This window comes from Alteromonas sp. B31-7, assembly GCF_015767655.1.
GTDB classification, from domain to species: Bacteria; Pseudomonadota; Gammaproteobacteria; order Enterobacterales; family Alteromonadaceae; genus Alteromonas; species Alteromonas australica.
In genome coordinates this window covers 2,996,356-3,014,688 of the sequence record NZ_CP065233.1, presented here as the reverse complement: position 1 = coordinate 3,014,688, position 18,333 = coordinate 2,996,356, and the positions used below count along the sequence as shown (strand labels likewise).

Annotated in this window: 12 protein-coding genes; 6 read left to right on the top strand and 6 right to left on the bottom strand. The window is 44.0% G+C overall.

Features of this window, described 5'->3' with window-relative positions; all coding sequences use genetic code 11:
- The first annotated feature begins 171 nt into the window (after nucleotides 1-171).
- From fadI to IUA53_RS12985, 3 genes are all read left to right on the top strand, one after another.
- Nucleotides 172-1,482 (top strand): acetyl-CoA C-acyltransferase FadI, encoded by a 1,311-nt coding sequence (fadI, locus tag IUA53_RS12995; protein ID WP_044056553.1) that lies wholly within the window; start codon nucleotides 172-174, stop codon nucleotides 1,480-1,482.
- A 19-nt stretch (nucleotides 1,483-1,501) separates the two neighbouring features.
- Nucleotides 1,502-3,640 (top strand): fatty acid oxidation complex subunit alpha FadJ, encoded by a 2,139-nt coding sequence (gene fadJ / locus IUA53_RS12990; protein ID WP_196897230.1) that lies wholly within the window; start codon nucleotides 1,502-1,504, stop codon nucleotides 3,638-3,640.
- A 199-nt stretch (nucleotides 3,641-3,839) separates the two neighbouring features.
- The gene (locus tag IUA53_RS12985) at nucleotides 3,840-4,022 is read left to right on the top strand and encodes a hypothetical protein (protein ID WP_231401151.1); all 183 of its coding nucleotides are present in this window, start codon (nucleotides 3,840-3,842) and stop codon (nucleotides 4,020-4,022) included.
- Between the two features lie 155 nt (nucleotides 4,023-4,177).
- On the opposite strand, the gene IUA53_RS12980 is transcribed toward IUA53_RS12985, so the two are convergent.
- The 3 genes from IUA53_RS12980 to IUA53_RS12970 form a co-directional block, all read right to left on the bottom strand.
- Nucleotides 4,178-4,348, bottom strand: coding sequence for a hypothetical protein (locus IUA53_RS12980; protein ID WP_196897229.1), 171 nt, complete (start codon nucleotides 4,346-4,348; stop codon nucleotides 4,178-4,180).
- Nucleotides 4,349-4,544: 196 nt separating this feature from the next.
- Nucleotides 4,545-9,092, bottom strand: a complete 4,548-nt coding sequence (locus IUA53_RS12975) for an EAL domain-containing protein (protein ID WP_196897228.1) — start codon at nucleotides 9,090-9,092, stop codon at nucleotides 4,545-4,547.
- A 192-nt stretch (nucleotides 9,093-9,284) separates the two neighbouring features.
- Nucleotides 9,285-12,032, bottom strand: coding sequence for an insulinase family protein (locus tag IUA53_RS12970; RefSeq protein WP_196897227.1), 2,748 nt, complete (start codon nucleotides 12,030-12,032; stop codon nucleotides 9,285-9,287).
- 169 nt (nucleotides 12,033-12,201) lie between these two features.
- Between IUA53_RS12970 and sixA the strand changes: the two genes are divergently transcribed.
- The gene (sixA, locus tag IUA53_RS12965) at nucleotides 12,202-12,717 is read left to right on the top strand and encodes a phosphohistidine phosphatase SixA (RefSeq protein ID WP_231401150.1); all 516 of its coding nucleotides are present in this window, start codon (nucleotides 12,202-12,204) and stop codon (nucleotides 12,715-12,717) included.
- Nucleotides 12,718-12,880: 163 nt separating this feature from the next.
- Nucleotides 12,881-13,069 (top strand): hypothetical protein, encoded by a 189-nt coding sequence (locus tag IUA53_RS12960; RefSeq protein WP_044058795.1) that lies wholly within the window; start codon nucleotides 12,881-12,883, stop codon nucleotides 13,067-13,069.
- On the opposite strand, the gene IUA53_RS12955 is transcribed toward IUA53_RS12960, so the two are convergent.
- Together IUA53_RS12955 and IUA53_RS12950 are read right to left on the bottom strand one after the other, a co-directional pair.
- Complete coding sequence (locus IUA53_RS12955) at nucleotides 13,066-14,358, bottom strand: HlyC/CorC family transporter (RefSeq protein WP_044056558.1); 1,293 nt, start codon at nucleotides 14,356-14,358, stop codon at nucleotides 13,066-13,068. The two genes, IUA53_RS12960 and IUA53_RS12955, sit on opposite strands and share 4 nt — an antisense overlap.
- Nucleotides 14,359-14,487: 129 nt before the next feature.
- Nucleotides 14,488-15,279, bottom strand: a complete 792-nt coding sequence (locus IUA53_RS12950; protein ID WP_044056559.1) for a cytochrome C assembly family protein — start codon at nucleotides 15,277-15,279, stop codon at nucleotides 14,488-14,490.
- A gap of 299 nt (nucleotides 15,280-15,578) precedes the next feature.
- Between IUA53_RS12950 and ffh the strand changes: the two genes are divergently transcribed.
- Complete coding sequence (gene ffh / locus IUA53_RS12945; protein WP_044056561.1) at nucleotides 15,579-17,015, top strand: signal recognition particle protein; 1,437 nt, start codon at nucleotides 15,579-15,581, stop codon at nucleotides 17,013-17,015.
- Between the two features lie 52 nt (nucleotides 17,016-17,067).
- Here ffh and IUA53_RS12940 read toward each other — a convergent pair whose 3' ends face one another.
- Entirely contained in the window at nucleotides 17,068-18,099 is a 1,032-nt protein-coding gene (locus IUA53_RS12940; protein ID WP_044446674.1) for a hypothetical protein, read from the bottom strand.
- Nucleotides 18,100-18,333: the final 234 nt, after the last annotated feature.

Below are 18,333 nucleotides of genomic sequence, written 5' to 3'. Positions count from 1 at the left end.
CCATAAATCGATTCTCATGAAATTCTGCTATAAGACGGTAAAGATTTCAGCTGAAACTATGATGAAGGGGTGGATAATTTGCTATTTTGTTCATTGTTTGTAAAAATTAGGTTCATTACAGGTCAGACCACTTGCAATTGCGTAAGTCTCGGTCATTAACTTAGGTGCAATATGGCTACAAAACAATCAGTTACTACCCGAGAGGGTGATCGCATCGCCATTGTCGCGGGGCTTCGTACTCCGTTTGCGAAAATGGCAACATACTTCCACGGTGTCCCAGCAGTCGATTTAGGTAAAATGGTCGTTAACGAGCTTCTCGTGCGTCATGGCATTAAAAAAGAGTGGGTTGACCAAGTGGTATACGGCCAAGTCGTGCAAATGCCAGAGGCCCCCAACATTGCTCGTGAAATTGTTTTGGGCACCGGCATGAACGTTCATACCGATGCTTATAGTGTTTCACGAGCGTGTGCGACGAGTTTTCAATCCACTGTAAACATCGCTGAAAGTATGATGGCAGGCACTGTCCAGGTAGGTATAGCCGGTGGAGCCGACTCCACATCTGTCTCACCTATCGGTGTATCAAAAAACCTTGCCCGCGCTTTGGTCGATTTGCAAAAGACAAAAACACTGGGTCAAAAACTGAATATCTTTAAGCGCTTAGGCTTAAAAGACCTGGCCCCTGTGCCTCCTGCGGTAGCGGAATACTCAACCGGCTTATCTATGGGGCAAACGGCAGAGCAAATGGCTAAAAGCCATCAAATCTCTCGCCAAGATCAAGACAAATTGGCTCACCGTTCTCATAGCTTAGCGGCAGAGAGTTGGGAGGCGGGAAAACTGTCAGGTGAAGTCATGACAGCTTACGCTGAACCTTATAAAGGCGCACTAGAGCGTGACAATAACGTACGCTTTGACTCTAAGTTAGAAGGCTACGCAAAACTGCGTCCAGTGTTTGATAAAAAGTATGGCTCGGTTACAGCGGCTAATGCTACACCTTTAACCGATGGGGCCTCTGCAGTTGTAATGATGACAGAGAGTCGCGCAAAAGCGCTTGGTTACACACCATTAGGCTACATTAAAAGCTATGCATTTTCTGCTATTGATGTATGGGAAGATATGCTGATGGGACCCTCCTACGCAACGCCAATTGCCCTTGATCGCGCAGGAATGACATTAAACGATTTAACGTTGATAGAAATGCACGAAGCGTTTGCTGCGCAGACCCTTGCCAATGTTAAGATGTTTGCTAGCGACAAATTTGCACAAGAGAAGCTAGGACGTACTAAAGCCACTGGCGAAATCGATATGGACAAGTTTAACGTAATGGGTAGTTCTATCGCCTATGGTCACCCATTTGCGGCAACAGGTACGCGTATGATTACGCAGATGCTCAATGAACTGAATCGTAGAGGCGGCGGAACGGGCCTTGTTACTGCGTGTGCTGCAGGTGGTTTAGGTGCAGCCATGATTGTGGAGACAGAATAAGATGAGTCAGGAAATAGACATGACAAATGACGTTCAACCAGCTTCTGGTGCATTTACGCTAACCAAGCAAGACAACGGCGTAGCCATCTTGACAATGGATGTGCCTGGCGAGTCTATGAACACGCTTAAAGCCGAATTTGGTGATGAAATTTCATCGATGCTTGATGATATTGATGGCGACAGCAGTATTAAAGGGGTGGTGTTAACCAGCGGAAAATCTAACTCATTTGTTGCTGGTGCAGACATCTCAATGCTGGCAGCGTGCGAGAGCGCTGAAGATGCAACCGCAATTGCCGCCGGTGGTCAGGCCATATTTGACCGTATCGAAAACATGAAAGCCACGTTTGTTGCTGCTATTCATGGTCCGGCGTTAGGTGGCGGGCTAGAACTTGCCCTTGCTTGCCATTACCGAATTTGTACCGATGCAGCGAGCACACAAGTTGGTTTGCCTGAAGTGCAACTGGGTTTGTTACCGGGAAGTGGAGGAACACAACGTCTACCTCGCCTTATTGGTATTCAACAAGCCATGAAAATGATGCTAACAGGGTCTTCTGTTAGGGCGAAGCAAGCTAAAAAATACGGCATTGTTGACGATGTTGTTCCCTATAGCGTGTTGCTTGAGGTTGCTGAACAGTTTGCGTTAAAACGCAAGCCTGAGCGTGAAGCGCCACAAAAAGGTCTGATGAACAAAATGCTAGAAAATACCGGGCCAGGTAAAAGCATGATGTTTAAAAAGGCGAGAGAAGCTACCTTTGCGAAAACAAAGGGTAATTATCCCGCGCCTGGATACATTATCGATGTGATTGAAACCGGCGTTAATGATGGTATTCAAGCAGGCCTAAAAGCTGAAGCAGAAGCCTTTGGTAAGCTGGTCATGACGCCAGAATCTTTCCAACTTCGTCAAATATTCTTCGCTACTACAGAGATGAAGAAAGAAAATGGTGTTGAGGGTGTTAAGCCTGAAAAAATGAATAAAGTAGGCGTGCTGGGTGGCGGTTTAATGGGAGGCGGAATCGCTTACGTTACGTCAACAAAAGCCGGTGTCCCTGTACGTATTAAAGATGTGCGTGCTGAGGGGATTGCTAATGCAATGAAGTACAGCTACGACATTTTAAATAAAAAAGTCAAAAAACGCTTTATTCGCAATAGTGAAATGCAAAAACAAATGGCGTTACTCACGGGCACCTTGGATTACAGTGGGTATCAGTATGCCGATATTGTCGTGGAAGCGGTATTTGAAGATTTAGATTTGAAGCAAAAGATGGTGGCGGATATTGAAGCTCATTGTCAAGAAAGTACGATCTTTGCGTCCAATACGTCATCTATTCCTATTACGCAAATTGCTGCGAAAGCGGCGCGCCCAGAAAACGTGATAGGTTTACACTACTTTTCTCCAGTAGACAAAATGCCGTTAGCCGAAGTTATTGCACATGAAAAAACCTCTGACCAAGTGATTTCTTCTACCGTTGAGTTCGCAAAGAAACAGGGCAAAACACCGGTTGTAGTTAAAGACGGCGCAGGTTTTTATGTTAACCGTATTCTTGCCCCCTATATGAATGAAGCTGCGAGCCTCATTCTAGCGGGAGAGCCTATTGAGCATATCGATAAATCACTGGTTAAGTTTGGGTTCCCAGTAGGGCCTGTTAAATTACTTGATGAAGTGGGCATTGACGTGGGAACGAAAATTATCCCATTCTTAGTTGAAGCCTTTGGCGATCGCTTTACAGCGCCATCTGCTTTTGACAAAGTCCTTGCTGATGGCCGCAAAGGGAAGAAGAATAAAAAAGGTTTTTACTCATACGAAGGCAAAAAGCCGGGGAAAGAAGTGGATGAAAGCATCTACTCATTGCTTGGTTTATCCCCATCCTCAAAACTGAGTGAAAAAGAAGTGGCTGAACGTTGTGTGTTAATGATGCTAAACGAAGCGGCCCGTTGTCTTGATGAAGGCGTCATAAGAAATGCCAGAGACGGAGATATCGGCGCTATTTTCGGTATTGGATTCCCGCCGTTCTTAGGCGGACCTTTCCGTTATATGGATACCCTTGGTCTATCAGATGTTGTCGCTCGATTAAATCACTATGCGAGCACCGTAGGTGACAAATTTTCTCCTGCGGACGTACTGGTTAAAATGGCCGAGGGTGGCGAAACATTTTATTAACTTGTAATTAAAATGTTAAAAGCCGGGCTTGGCCCGGCTTTTTTGTGCGTATGCGCCAAAAGTGATGGTTTATTCATCAATTTTGCGGTAAATTCCGCACCATAATTAATATAAAGTGTCAAATTTTTGGCGTTCAAATAAGAAGTTAACTGCGTTTTTATAGATAGAGAGTGATTACTGAATAATGTGGACAATATTAATGATTAATTTAGTGATCAGCGGTTTACTGTATATTGAGGCGTTAAAGTGGGGAATGCCGGCTAAGCGGTGGTGGTGTGCAGGGATGGTTTTTGGCGTAGCATCTTTGCCCATGTACAGCATTGCTAAACATATTCATTGGCGCCGTGCCGTAGGTTTCAATAACCTGTATATGGCTGCGTAACACGTCTCTAGGGGTAAAGGTAATCTTACTAAGCGCGTATGCCTGACTATCCACATTTAGCCGTACAGCGTGTCTGCGTGTGTAAATCTCCTTCCTACATAGTAAGCATAAAAAAAGAGAGTCTATGCTCTCTCTTTTATGAATATTTTTCAGTCTTAGATAGCGTAAGGCCAGCCTACACCATTACCTGATTTTGGACGATATTGCTGTGGTTGAGACACTGTTTCTTTTTTCTGCTCAGGGGCTTTATCAGCACCTTCTTGTTTATCAGCAGCAACAGGGGCAGCGGTAGATAATACTAGTGCAACAGCATATTCTTTTAACATTCTCATTTTCCTCTGATTTTTATTTTTGAACAAACAAAGCCGACGGAAAAGGTTTTCATCGGTACAGAGGTATAAGCCAAACTTGTGCCACTTTTTATTTTTCTTTAAATACAATGGCTTAAGTTTATTTTTGGAAGGTGAGGCTATTTTATTGACGTTTTTTTGCCGCTTTTGTCTAATAGACTAAAGGAGAGGGTCAAATATTTGAATGCCCTAGCAGGTTGTGTAACTGTTGGTTTTCCGACAGCAGTTTTTCGAAGCGATCGGCATTAATGGGGCGGCTATACAAGAAACCTTGCAGCATTTCACAGTCATAGCGGCGTAAGATACTGAGCTGCTGCTCGTCTTCCACACCCTCAGCTACTACTTTTAGACCGAGGTTATGGGCAATGCTGATAATGGCGGCAGCCATATGCCGGTCTACGCTACTTTTGGCAATATCGTCGATAAACGCTTTATCTATTTTTAGTGTGTTTAGCGGGAAGCGTTTTAGGTAGGCGAGGGACGAATAGCCTGTACCAAAGTCGTCTAACGCTAAATGAATCCCCTTTTCACGAAGCCGGCGCATCATTCTTAGCCCGTTCTCTGGGTTTTCCATCAGAGTGCCTTCAGTAATTTCACACTCTAGATGTAAAGGCGACAGGCCTACTTCATTCAACACTTTGTTGATTCTATCATCTAGGTCGGGCAGTTCGAATTGCTTGGCGGAGATATTCACGGCCACTCTGCCGGTGAATATACCTTGGTTAACCCAGCGCTTCGTATCTGCACACGCTTTTCGTAAGACTTGTTCACCAATTTCGATAATTTGGCCGGTCTGCTCGGCCAATGGAATGAATTGCCCAGGGCTTACTATGCCTTTTTCTGGGTGTTCAAAGCGCACTAGCGCTTCCATGCTTACCAACTTCCCAGACGCAATATCTACCTTGGGTTGGTAATAAACTGTAAATAAGTCATCCTTTATACCTTGGCGGATCAAGTTTTCAATTTGTAACTGTCGGACCGCGTTTTGGTTCATCTCGCCACTGAAGAACTGATAGCTATTGCCGCCATTGTTCTTAGCAAAATACATGGCCGTATCGGCATTTTTCAGCATTTCTTGTGGTGTAGTGCCGTCGTTGGGGAAAAATGCAATGCCAATACTCGCACCTAATACAAATTCTTGTTTATTTATAATAAACGGGCGAGACAAAGTATCGAGTAAATTTTGGGCGTAGTGGGTAACGGTGTGTATATCGGCACTGTCTTCCATTAATACACTGAACTCATCTCCCCCTAGGCGGTAACAGGTTGCATTTTTACCAGTAATACGCTGAAGACGTTTCGCAATTTGCTTAATTAAAATATCACCGGTTTGATGCCCCAATGAATCGTTAATCTTTTTAAAGTTATCCATGTCTAAGCATAGCAAGGTGTGTGGTGCGGCCTTCCTGACTAAGTTTTGGTGGCTTGCCTGATAGAAAGACCGATTGGGCAGTTCAGTAAGCGGGTCTGTGTTAGCTAACTTTAATAGCTCTTTTTCGGTACTTTTACGAGAGGTAATGTCGCTAAATACACCTACAAAATGACTGATGCGCCCGTCTTCGTCGTGCACGGCATCAATATTTAGCTCCATTTCAAAGCGTTCGCCATTCATGCGTACAGATTCTACCTCGCCAGACCAATTGCTTTTAGTCCTTAATGTTTTTTTAATTTCTTCTGTGAACGCATCTGGGTAAAGGAGGAAGTTCATGTAGCTGGCTAAGGCCTGCTCACGGGTTTCTCCCGTGTATTGGCAATAGGCGTTGTTCACTGAAATAAACTTAAATTGCGTATTGGTAATAAATACGCCTTCTGAAATGTTTTCAATAGAGCGCTTAAACAAATTAAGTTGTTCTTCGGCCTCTTTCAGGTGGTTAATATTCTTTAGCGTCCCTGTCATCCTTACGGGTTGCTGGTTGTGGTCTCTCTCAACCACTTTCCCTCTATCTAATATCCAAACCCACTGATTTTTGAAAGTTTTTGCTCGGTAAGCTAACTCGTAAAAGTCACTTTTTCCTTCTAAGTGCGCTCTTAACGCATCTTTGACTCGCTGAATGTCATTAGGGTGTATATTGGCGTCAAAGGCGCCTGTGGTTCTAATGTCATCCTGAGGAAAGTCCAGTGTACCCCAGGTATTAGCCCGATAAACTTGGCCGCGATAAACGTCCCAATCCCACAGCTCATCGCCAGAGCTCCACAGGGTTAGCTTCAACCGCTCTTCAGACTCTTTGATGGCCAATTGATTGGACTTTCTCAGTTGATACTGGCGAATAACAAAGGCAAGTACTACGGTAAGAAGCAGCGCATAAAATACTAATGCAACAGTGTGTAACCAGGGGGGGCGCGCAATTTGAATGGTTAGTTTACGGCTAGGCGACCAGTTTTTACCTGGCTCTTTTGCTTGTACTTCAAAGGTGTAATTACCAAAAGACACATTATTAAATTGGGCAGTGCGCTGCCCCCCAATATTTGTCCACAGTTTGTCATAGCCCGCCAGTTTGTACCTGTATTGCACTTCTTCTGGGTACAAAGGGTTCAGTAAACCAAATGAAATACTAAAGCGAGATTCATGGTGCTCTAGCAGGGTGCTGGACGTATAGGTTATATTCTGTCGACGAGATAATCCTTTCTCTTTTGTTTGGTTTGTGCCAAGTTCAAAGGGAGAAGAGGAGTGCCCGAATACACTAAACTCAAAAAGTTCAGGTAAGCGGGTAGGGGGCATGGCTTTGGTATTTCTTTGGGTTCTTGCTCTTACTTTGTTAAACCCTTTATTTCCACCAAAATAAATGTCTCCCATGTCAGTGGCTAACACCGCACTTTCACCTAAAGAGTTAAACTCTAACTGAATATTCGACACCGTTGTTATTTCACGTAAAGATGGTAATTCAACTTGGTGTACGCCAGCGCTGTCTGCGTACCAAATAGCATTGTTTATGCCAATGGAAGAGAAAATATAGCCATCTTTATCGTCCCGGGCTTGTTTTCGCACCACGTTGTAGGTTGTTTTATCTAGTTCGACCACCCCGTCAGAACGGGTGGTTAACCAGAAGGATTCTGCTGTTTCATACACGCTATATACCAGTGAATTTAACCCATTGGTAGAATCGAGGCGACGTAAAATGTTGCCGGATTTGGGGTTAAACAAAACTAACCCTTCTTCGTGGCGCAACCATATATTGCCAGCACTGTCAGTGTAAATAGGAAGATGGAACGTATCTTCAATACCAATATCATACGCCGTTATTGCATGTCTGCCAGTGTCGCTGGCAGTTGCTGTCGTATCCACAGAATGCAGGCCTTTATTTACTAACCAAACCCATAACGACTGACCATCGTAATGGATATAGTCGACAAAGTGACTTTCAAAAAAGGTGTCTTCTAAGACCAAGGTGTTTTGCGTGTATTGATACTTTCTAAGGCCGTTAGAGGCGGCTGCCCAAAAGCCATCGTTTTTGTCGATCACAAGGTCCCAATAGGTAACATTTTCTGCTTTTTCTGGGCGAGAAGGGAGGTAGCTAATATTACCACTGACCTTTTCTAATTTACCAATACCATTTTGCTGTGACGCAAAGAAAACGCTGTTATCACTGGATTCAGCAAGGCCCCAGATGATAGCGCTTTCCGCAGAGCTTTGTTGGGTGCTGGTGCTCGGGAAGAACTTAACTTGTGAATAGGTTTTATTGTACTTAAAGGCCCCTTGAGAGGTGGCTAACCAAACGCTACCCGACCTATCTTCGTGTAAAGAAAAAATAAAGTTTTCTGTTAAGCCTGTTAGTTGACCGTTGTCCGCATTGATTCGTGTAAAGGAACTGCCATCAAGTTGCGTGGAGGAGTTGTCAATAAAGTCGGCTATTAAAACGCCATCATTTTTTGAGCTTAGCCATAGCCTATTTCCAACATTAAGAATGGTAGTAATAAGAACATGACTGTCTGAGCCAAATTCTGAGAATTTAATATGATTAACCACATTGCCATTGGCAGCGAGTACGATGACACCATTATCGGTAGCTAGCCAGTAGTGGTTATCCAGTATCTTAATATCATTGACTGTTGTATCTGTTAAGAAAATACCCCAAGGATTGATTTGGTCACTTTGATAGAGAGTTCCAGACGACTTATCGTATATGAGTGCAAAATTTTGATTAGAACCCACCCAGGTTCTGTTTGGTTCGTCAAAAATTACGCGCGTTCCCACTGGCGTGGAATAAAGTTGGGTCACTATTTTTACGACACCCGTTTTGGGGTCAAGAGAATACAGGTACTTGGGATCTGTAAATAAAATCTCGCCAGACTCGCCTTGCGCTATGGCCATCACCGAGTCGTACTTCATTACAGTGTTGTCTTTGGTGAAACGTTCAAAATCGTCGGTTAACGGACGGTATTTTGCTAGTCCTGAATGCGTGCCTACCCAAAGGTCACCGTTGTCGTCTACCAGTAATTTGTGAATCAAACCACTAGGCAGCGCATTGGGGTCAATATCTGACGGATGATATTGTTGGATATCGTAGCCTGAATAACGGTTTAAGCCATTCATGGTGGCGAGCCATATATAGCCTTTATCATCCTCGACAATGTCGAGGACGTTTGTATTTGACAAGCCACTACGGCTATTTAATTCAGTAAATTGAAGGTCAGCGACCTCTATAGCTGTCGCATCGGAGAAAAAAGTTCCGATGATTTGCAGCCACAATATCAATACTGAGCAAGCTAGGGTTGAGCGCACCTACACACCTTTGGCATTACACCTTATCATTATAATTTCTATTAGGACTGGCCGAATCCCTAACAACCAGGATAACAAATATGCCCAATTAAGGTGCTAGCTACAAGGACTTTTTATTTATATGGAAATGATGGTTCAATTGTTGACCAAATACCGATTATTCTTCCCCACTTACCTTTAAAATAGTGAATCTTAGTAATAAGGTACTTGCGCCTTAAACTCAGAGATACTTCTCACCGTTCTTTCATCCGGTGTCTCTAAGTCTTCAAATTTGCCACTGGCATATAAAATTAGTTCACCGCAGTGCTCACGCCTGGCTAGTTTGTGCGCGTAAAGCTGAATCTCTTCAAAGGTTAACGCGTCAATACAGGCCGCTAATTGGCTGTTTCTATTAAAGGCGAGGTCGTGGGTGCCCAGTGCCACCCAAAGACGCTGAGATTTCATCGATAAGGTTAAATCTCTTTCTTCCAATTGTTTCAACATATTTTGTTTAATGGTGGGCCAATAAAAACGGTAAAACTCTATCTCGTCTAATTGTTGAAATAGAAAACTGGTCATGGCATCCAGTAACTTCTTGGGCGAGGTACTTGGGCTTTGCACGTAGAATGCCATACCCGGATGCTGATTGTGAGGAACATAGCCGGTGCCAACGATATAACCTAATTGCTGTTCGGTGCGAAGCGCATTGAAAAAAGGCGCCGCAAGCATTTGCTCTAAGACCATGCATAATGCGGTGTCAGTTAAGCTTGGCGAAGGGGCTTGAAGATAAAGCACCACAGCGGCGTCGTCGTGCTCGCAAGGCACATGATGATATAGGGCTTCGCCAGCAGATAATTTAGACACTGCGCGGGATAGCGGTTTTCCATTTGCGTTTGTGCATTGCGTCACTAGGGCGTCGGCAAAGGTGTTAGCGTGCTTGAGGCTCCAGTTTCCGTGCATAAAACTATCTACGTAATAATGACTAAATGCTTCTTTGCATGTTGCCAGCATTGCCTCGTAGGTAGAGTCAGTGACGGCGTCCAATAACTCAATGGGGGCTTGTGTGTTTCGTTGTATCAGCACGCTAAGGCGAGAGAATAAGCGGTTGGTGGGTTTATTCAATAGCGAATTTTGCAAACTCTGTAATTGTAATTCTTTGTAGTGCTCAAAGCTTTTTTGCGTAGGGGAAAAAGCCGTTACCGCGTCGAGTAACTGATTCACTAATAAGGTTTGCTGCTCGGTAAAGCCCCGAGTATGAATAGTAAAGCCAGCTTGGTGACCATAAATACGGTAATGCAAACCCGCAATTTCAGCGCGATAGTATTTTGCTTGTAGATAATCGTTAAGTGCGCTCAACCAAATGCGTTTAGCAGCAACCGCCGCCAGCGAACTGGAAAATGCCGCCATATCAAATGAGATATAAATATCGCCTTTAGGGCTAAAAAACTGTTGGTCTTGTGCAAACCAAAACCGTAGCCCTTCCTTATCGATTAATTTATTGGGGGTACCATAACCCGTTTCGGGCAGCACCAAATGATACGCGTTGCTCAAATAGGGGTTAGGTGGTGGTAAACGAAGCGATTCCATGAGAGGAGGATGATTCAACGAATACAGCAGTGAGGGAGAAAGCGGCTTTACACTGTACTGAGCGTCGTAAAATGCGCAGCTTTTATCTGTGAAAACGTCGGGTGATATAATTTTTAAACGTAGGTTTTGAGGCGCAAAAAATGACAGTGCTTCATTAAGCTTTTCTGCGTTAAAGCTACCAATGGTAGAACGTAAACTATTAATTTCTTTAGGTGAAAATATAAACCGGTGTTGCGCGTATTCACTCACCAAATTTAGTGGTTTCACATTTTCTTCGTAATCGAGCGCCAAAGCAGTAAGTTGCGCTTTTTCTTCATACCGCCAGGGTTCATCGATGGAAGACTTGATCAGCTGAAGGTAGCTGAATAGGGCTGTAAGAATGTCCTCTTTCGCCGCGAGACCTTCTTGTGTTAGCTGAAAGCTTATGTTGAAGTCTTTAAACTTATCGCCCTCAATGCCTGAACCAGCGATGAGATTAACGGCCCAGTTTCGCTGCTTTAGAAAGGCCAGTAAACTACCTTCACCTTCATCGCCAAGTAAATGACTCACGTAATTGAGCGGCTTGGTTTCAACGTCGTTATGAATGCCTGGCAGCGCGAAGGTTACAATCATTCGTCTCGCTTTTTGCAGCGGCTTTATATTTATTTGAATGCCGAGTTGCTGCTTTGTATACAAGTCAGGCCAGTTGTCATTGGCTAATTGGCCCCGCTCTAAGCCAGCAAACGCTTGGGTAATTAACGCTTCTAGTTGCGCTTCAGGTACTGGGCTGGCTACGCACAAACACATATTTGACGCACAGTAATAGTTTTTATGCAGCGTTTTCAGTGCCGTGCGCAGTTCCGCCACACTGAATGCTGAAAATATATTGGTGTTACCAACTGAGAACTTCGTAAAAGGATGGTGTGGGTTACACGTTTCCTTATGAATTTGATAAAGGCGGCGTAAGTCGTCTTTTTTCTTAAAATGAAATTCGGCGTCAATGGCATTAATTTCATTGACCAAGGCCGTTTCATCCAAGATGGGTTGGCGTATCATATTGGCAAACGCTGGCAATGTTTGAATAATTTTATTGCCATCACAGTGATAGTGGTAATTGGCGTATTCGGTGCCAGTCCATGCATTAATACTCCCACCATGTTGCTCAATATAGCTGTTTATAGCGTTGGGCTTGGGGAAGTGACGACTCCCCATAAACAGCATATGTTCAAGCAAATGCGCCAAACCTTGGCAATCTTCAGGGTCGTAAAAGTGTCCCGCTCTCACTGATAAAGATACATAAGACGTATCGCTTTTAGGCTGATGACAAAGCATCACGCGCAGTCCATTTTTCAAGGTGAAGTGATGTGCGCTTTCAAAATCTATAAGGTTGTTCACATGATCTCGATACAAATATTCGGGTCAATAAATTCAGGAAACCGCGAACTTCTTTTCTCCCTGACATGTAATAACGCAATTTTATCCCCAATATAGGGCTAATTATGCTAGGCGTAACTTAGTCTCTCTGCTATCGTTAGCGCATATAATTAATAGTATGCGTAATGTTATGTCAGGTCAAAGTAGCAACGACGACATTTATCTCTTTATCATGCGTCACGGCGAAGCTGAAATGCCCCGCCATGATGATAAAAGTAGACAACTAACATCGCTAGGAAGGCATCAGTCAGCAGTAGCGAGTCAGTGGCTAGCTTCCCACTATTGTCAGGATAAAAAGGTGGGGCTTGCGTTGGTTAGCCCTTACCGTCGAACTCGTCAAACCTTGGATACGGTGTCGTTAGACATCGTTGCCGACAAGGTTGAAATAAGTGAGGATATTGTGCCTGACGGTTCAGCAGAGCTTGTCGCAGATTATCTCTCAGCGCGATTACATAGCGCGGCCAACAGTACATCCCCCCTTAAACGCATTTTGGTGGTAAGCCATATGCCGTTAGTCAGTTACTTAGTGGACGAGCTCTGCGAGTCTTACACCACTAGCCTTTTTGCCACAGCGTCGGTGGCCGTTATAAAATATTCTTTGCAAACGCAACGGGGCGAATTGGTCACGCACTACCAAGGCATCTAACTCGTCGCAGGTGTTTAACTCGCTTTGCCATGGTCAGTGATATTTGGCTATTCAACGCCGCACATTTTTAAGCACATTTAATGGAATTAATCCTCTAGAAGTTGGGAATGCGACCGATAACCCTATTGAGAGCGTCAAGGTTTATTCTATTATAGGGCAGGAAATGACTACCAAATCTATTCCTGAACTTCTCAAACGATCACTTCAGTCCCATATGGCTGAGGCTGACCTTCGTGAGGATGAGGAGTTACAGGACATCATGGAGAAACTTTCTTCGCTATCTGACAAGGTGGCCGCCGCAAAAGCGCAAGCACTTGCCAGACGTGCGAGAAAAGCAGTGGATGAAGCTTAATCTGAGGACTGAGATTGAGGTGCAATATAACGTTCAGGCATTACCCGGACGGTTTTAATCATGTTTTCTGATATATCTACAATTTCTAGGGGATAACCGGCTAACCTAACGCTCACTTTGTTTTCTGGAATTTCCTCTAGATATTCCAATAGTAGGCCGTTCAATGTTTTAGGCCCTTCTATTGGTAGATTCCAATCCATTTCTTTATTCAAATCACGAATGTTGGCACTTCCGTCTACCAGTACCGAGCCATCCTGTTGTAAATGTGCTTCTTTACTGTGATCAGGCACCATGCTTGTTGTAAAGTCACCGATGATTTCTTCGAGAATATCCTCAAGCGTCACAAGCCCCATGATATCGCCATATTCATCCACCACTAACGCAATACGTTCTTTTTCTGCTTGAAACTTATACATCAGCGTATGCAGTGGGGTAGACTCAGGAGTAAAGTAGATTTCTCTAACTGCACGCAGCAAGCTCGACTTGGTGAATTGGTCTTTAGACAGCAATCTAAGTGCATCCCGCGCATGGACAAAACCGACAGAGTCGTCAATGCTATCGCGATAAAGCAAAACTCGCGTATGTTGCGCATGGGTCAATTGTTTTTGAATTTTACGCCAATCATCATTGATATCGATGGCCACAATTTCCGCGCGTGGAACCATAATATCTTCGGCGGTGACGTTTTCTAAATCTAAAATGCTGACCAGCATATCTTGGTGTTTTTTCGGAATTAAACTGCCTGCTTCATAAACCACAGTACGCAATTCTTCTCGGCTAAGTGAGTCATCACTGCCATTCACTGGATTTATTTTTAACAGCGCGAGAATGCCATTAGTAATGCCGTTGATAAAGGCAACAAATGGATAGAGGACGGTCAGTAGCGGCAACAATATCACCGAGCTCGGAAAGGCAATCTTTTCTGGGTACAACGCCGCCAATGTTTTTGGCGTCACTTCCGCGAAAATTAATAATATAAGGGTTAGCCCAAAAGTTGCTGCAAATATACCCCAATAGTCGCCGAATAACCGAATACAGATAATTGTGGCCAATGATGATGCCGCAATGTTGACCAAGTTATTGCCAATAAGAATTAAGCCAATGAGCCTGTCTGGGCGATCGAGCAACTTTTGCACACGTTTAGCGGCACTGTTACCTTCATTTTGTAAATGCTTGAGTCGATAGCGGTTTATCGACATCATGCCGGTTTCAGAACTAGAAAAATACGCAGAAAGTAAAATGAGTACGCCGAGCGCGATAAACAGCGTACTCGTAGATATGTCGTCCAACTATTGGTTTCCTATCAGGTAATGGTATTCAAATGTAGTAATTTGAGGTGGGGGTTTCAAGTAAAAAATACCCCCCGTGAGTCACTCTGTGTTATTTACAACAATCAGGTTAGCACAGCCCACTTGCCGCTAAAGCAATATTTCTTTGACTAACTTGCTGCCAAAATAGGCTAAAGAAAGCAGCAGGACACCTAACACGGTTAAAATAATAACCTGCCTTCCTCGCCAACCTCGCAATTTTTGGCCAACAAGCAAAATGAGGTATACCACTAAAGCGGAGATGGAGAGCACGGTTTTGTGTGCATACGTTTTGTTAAACATATCCTCTAGGAAGATAAAGCCACTTAATAGCGACACAGAAAGTAGACAGGTTCCAGCCAAAATAAGTTTAAACAGAATACCTTCTACCAACATTAACGGGGGCAATGATGAATGAAGCAGTGCCGCCCCCTTTTGTTTTAATCGGTAAGTGATGTAAGACATCTGCAACGCATAAAGAAAAGCAATCACCAATGTGCAATAGGCAAACAAAGACAAGCTGATATGAATAACTAAGCCCGGCTGTAGTTCAATATGCATGATATACGACACGGGTATCAGTAAAGAGGCAAGTACACTCAAGCTAGCAAACCCGAATACAACGGGTAATAAAATTAAATTTGGAATGGTACGGGCGAAGACTAACATCGACACCGTGATAATCCACGATACCAACGAAAGTACATTGGTAATACTCATGTTTTGCCCAGTGGCGCCCATGATGGCTTCTAGTAAAAATACCATGTGTGCGATCACCCCAATACCGGCAATCGTCAATCCCGCGGTTTTATTGGGGCCTTCTTGATGTACAAATTTACCTAGCAGCACGAATGCAGACAGCGCATAAAGCAAGGCGGCTGCAAGTGCGATAACAGTGATCATGATTGTTCCTGCAAAAAAATGGTGGCTTACACCAATATGCCGCTATTGATACTGGAAAAGACAGGGAAATTCAACCATCTCCTTGTTTTTCTATAAATCGATCCCACCTAAAAAATTCATTAGATCTTTGTAAAAGCGCAAGGTTGAGCGTGCGTACCAATGAGATTTTTCCTCTCACTGCCTTTCAATTGGCCGTACAAATTAGAATCACAGAATTTGTGTCATTTGACGGTACGTTAACCATGTCTTTTGCGTTACAATGGCGTCATTACGTCTGAAATAAGTAGAAGTTTCATACTATGTTTGAAAATTTATCTGAACGCCTTGGTCAAACGCTTCGTAATGTGAGCGGCAAAGGGCGATTGACTGAAGAAAATATTAAAGAAACCTTACGCGAAGTGCGTATGGCATTACTGGAAGCCGATGTCGCTTTGCCAGTGGTTAAGTCATTTGTTGCACAAGTTAAAGAACGCGCTGTAGGTACCGAAGTCACCAAAAGCCTTAAGCCTGGTCAAGTTTTTATAAAGATTGTTCAATCTGAACTTGAATCAGTCATGGGGGAGGCTAACGAAAAGCTCAATCTCGCCACGCAACCTCCTGCTGTTATCTTAATGGCCGGTCTTCAAGGGGCAGGTAAAACCACCTCGGTGGGAAAACTCGCCAAATACTTGACCGAGCGCGAAAAGAAAAAGGTTATGGTGGTGAGTGCCGACGTTTATCGTCCGGCAGCAATTAAGCAGTTAGAAACCCTTGCTAACGAAGTGAATGTTGCTTTTCATCCTTCAACCATTCTTCAAAAGCCTATCGACATTGTTGAAAGTGCCATCGATGAAGCAAAGAAAAATTTCTTCGATGTACTGCTCGTAGATACGGCGGGTCGTTTGCATGTCGACAGTGACATGATGAATGAAATTCAAGAATTACATGGTGCGGTTAAACCGGTAGAAACCTTGTTCGTGGTTGATGCTATGACGGGGCAAGACGCGGCGAATACAGCGAAGGCGTTTAATGATGCACTTCCTCTCACTGGGGTTATCCTTACCAAAGCAGACGGTGATGCCCGAGGTGGTGCGGCGCTGTCTGTTCGCCACATTACCGGTAAACCTATTAAATTTATCGGTATGGGCGAAAAGGTGGATGCTCTTGAGCCTTTCCACCCTGAGCGTATCGCGTCACGAATTTTAGGCATGGGCGATGTGCTTAGCCTCATTGAAGAAGTTGAGCGCAAAGTTGATAAATCTAAAGCTGAGAAGTTGGCGAAGAAAGTCCAAAAAGGCAAAGGCTTTGACTTGCAGGACTTTAAAGATCAGCTTGAGCAAATGAAAAACATGGGCGGCATGATGGGAATGCTTGATAAGCTTCCTGGTATGGGGGCCATGACGGACAAAATCAAAGATCAAGCGAATGACAAGCAGTTTAATCAGATGGAAGCCATCATTAACTCGATGACGCCGGCAGAACGCGCACGACCTGAAATTATCAAAGGTTCACGTAAACGCCGTATAGCGGCTGGATCTGGTACCCAAATTCAAGATGTTAATCGTCTTTTGAAGCAGTTTACGCAAATGCAAAAAATGATGAAGAAAATGTCTGGTGGCGGAATGAAGAAAATGATGCGCCAAATGAAAGGTATGATGCCTCCAGGTGGTGGCGGATTTGGAGGTCCAGGCGGTCCAGGTGGATTCGGCGGCGGTCCAGGCGGTTTTGGCGGAGGAGGCGGTTTCCCTCCGCGTTAGAACATAGTAAGAAGCAGACAAAACCTCAATGCCGAAAAGGCATTGAGGTTTTTTAATCTGGGGTGCCCTTACGTACGACAAAATCCGCAAAGCGAACTTGCTCTTCGTCCGCTCTGAGTTTTTCTATTTCAGCGGTGGAGCGATAAATACCCCATTTAGGGCGAATAAAGTCTTCCTCTGACACGCCTCGCCACATGTCGATATTCGATTCATCTACATCAATAATAACAGCGTCATCACGCAATCGTGTAAGCACCATTTTAAAAGTACCTTCTTCACTGAACGTGGATTGCACAAAGACATGTACCCACTCATCAGCAATATCGCTCCAATTGGTTTTTACCAAATAAACATCATCAGTACGGGTGCCGTCTGGGTTGTTGCCCGTACTGTGCCGCACTTGTAGTTCTTTGCCTGAACTGTCTTTTTCTACTGCTGATAATGTGATGACGGGTTGGTCGTCATTGCCATTGCTGTCATCTTCGCTATCGTTACGGGCTTTTAATTGAAAAAAGTGACTAAACTTGCTGGTGAGCGACATTTCACTGGAAACATGAAAATACCATTCGAATTGCATGGTTTCATCTTTAAATCCCAATACCTTATTGTCGCTTTTGTCATAACTTTTAATTTCATTTCGTTGACGGTCCGATTGAACGCCCTTGTTAAAATCTAAGTCTCGATGGGCTAGAAACACAAAATGATCACCTACTATATCGTCGGTATCTTCTACAATATGCGGTGTGTCTGTGTGATCTCCCTCAAAGAGATCTGGGGCCTCAATACTACCCTCTGCGAAGACGGCTTCTATGCGTTCATAAGTATTGTCTGGCGTACCGGGGCCATCGGCACTCAGTGTAACTTCACTTAAGCTGGTAAAGCCGGTTTCTGCACTATTGTCTGTAGGCGGTGGCGTGGTCTCTTCGGAGGTACTGTCATCTGAAACTGGGCTTGTATTGGCCGTGCTAGTTGACCCTCCGCCACCACATCCCTTTATACAAAGCATGAGTAATGCCACTGCGATAAAATAAATAACCACTTTATATTCGTTATCAAAGGCGTTTTTTCGGGCAGGTTTTTTCATTTTTGTTAGTCAAATGTTTTTAATTGGTATAATAATGTTATTTAATTGGTAATAGATCAAGCATTTTATTGGTTAGGTTTGTTAGTGATAAGCAGGGCATGCTTGTGTTTCGTATGGCCTGAATGAATGCCTCAGCAGGTTGAGTAAAAGTCCGCAACAAGCATTGAAAAAGGGGAATGCAGGCTAAAAAGTGATCGCTTAATACTGTGAATCTCTTCTCTGCAATAAACCATC

Coding starts and splice junctions, on each gene's coding strand:
- fadI (WP_044056553.1), top strand. CDS start 172: ATGGCTACAAAACAATCAGTTACTACCCGAGAGGGTGATCGCATCGCC.
- fadJ (WP_196897230.1), top strand. CDS start 1,502: ATGACAAATGACGTTCAACCAGCTTCTGGTGCATTTACGCTAACCAAG.
- IUA53_RS12985 (WP_231401151.1), top strand. CDS start 3,840: ATGATTAATTTAGTGATCAGCGGTTTACTGTATATTGAGGCGTTAAAG.
- IUA53_RS12980 (WP_196897229.1), bottom strand. CDS start 4,348: ATGTTAAAAGAATATGCTGTTGCACTAGTATTATCTACCGCTGCCCCT.
- sixA (WP_231401150.1), top strand. CDS start 12,202: ATGTCAGGTCAAAGTAGCAACGACGACATTTATCTCTTTATCATGCGT.
- IUA53_RS12960 (WP_044058795.1), top strand. CDS start 12,881: ATGACTACCAAATCTATTCCTGAACTTCTCAAACGATCACTTCAGTCC.
- IUA53_RS12950 (WP_044056559.1), bottom strand. CDS start 15,279: ATGATCACTGTTATCGCACTTGCAGCCGCCTTGCTTTATGCGCTGTCT.
- ffh (WP_044056561.1), top strand. CDS start 15,579: ATGTTTGAAAATTTATCTGAACGCCTTGGTCAAACGCTTCGTAATGTG.
- IUA53_RS12940 (WP_044446674.1), bottom strand. CDS start 18,099: ATGAAAAAACCTGCCCGAAAAAACGCCTTTGATAACGAATATAAAGTG.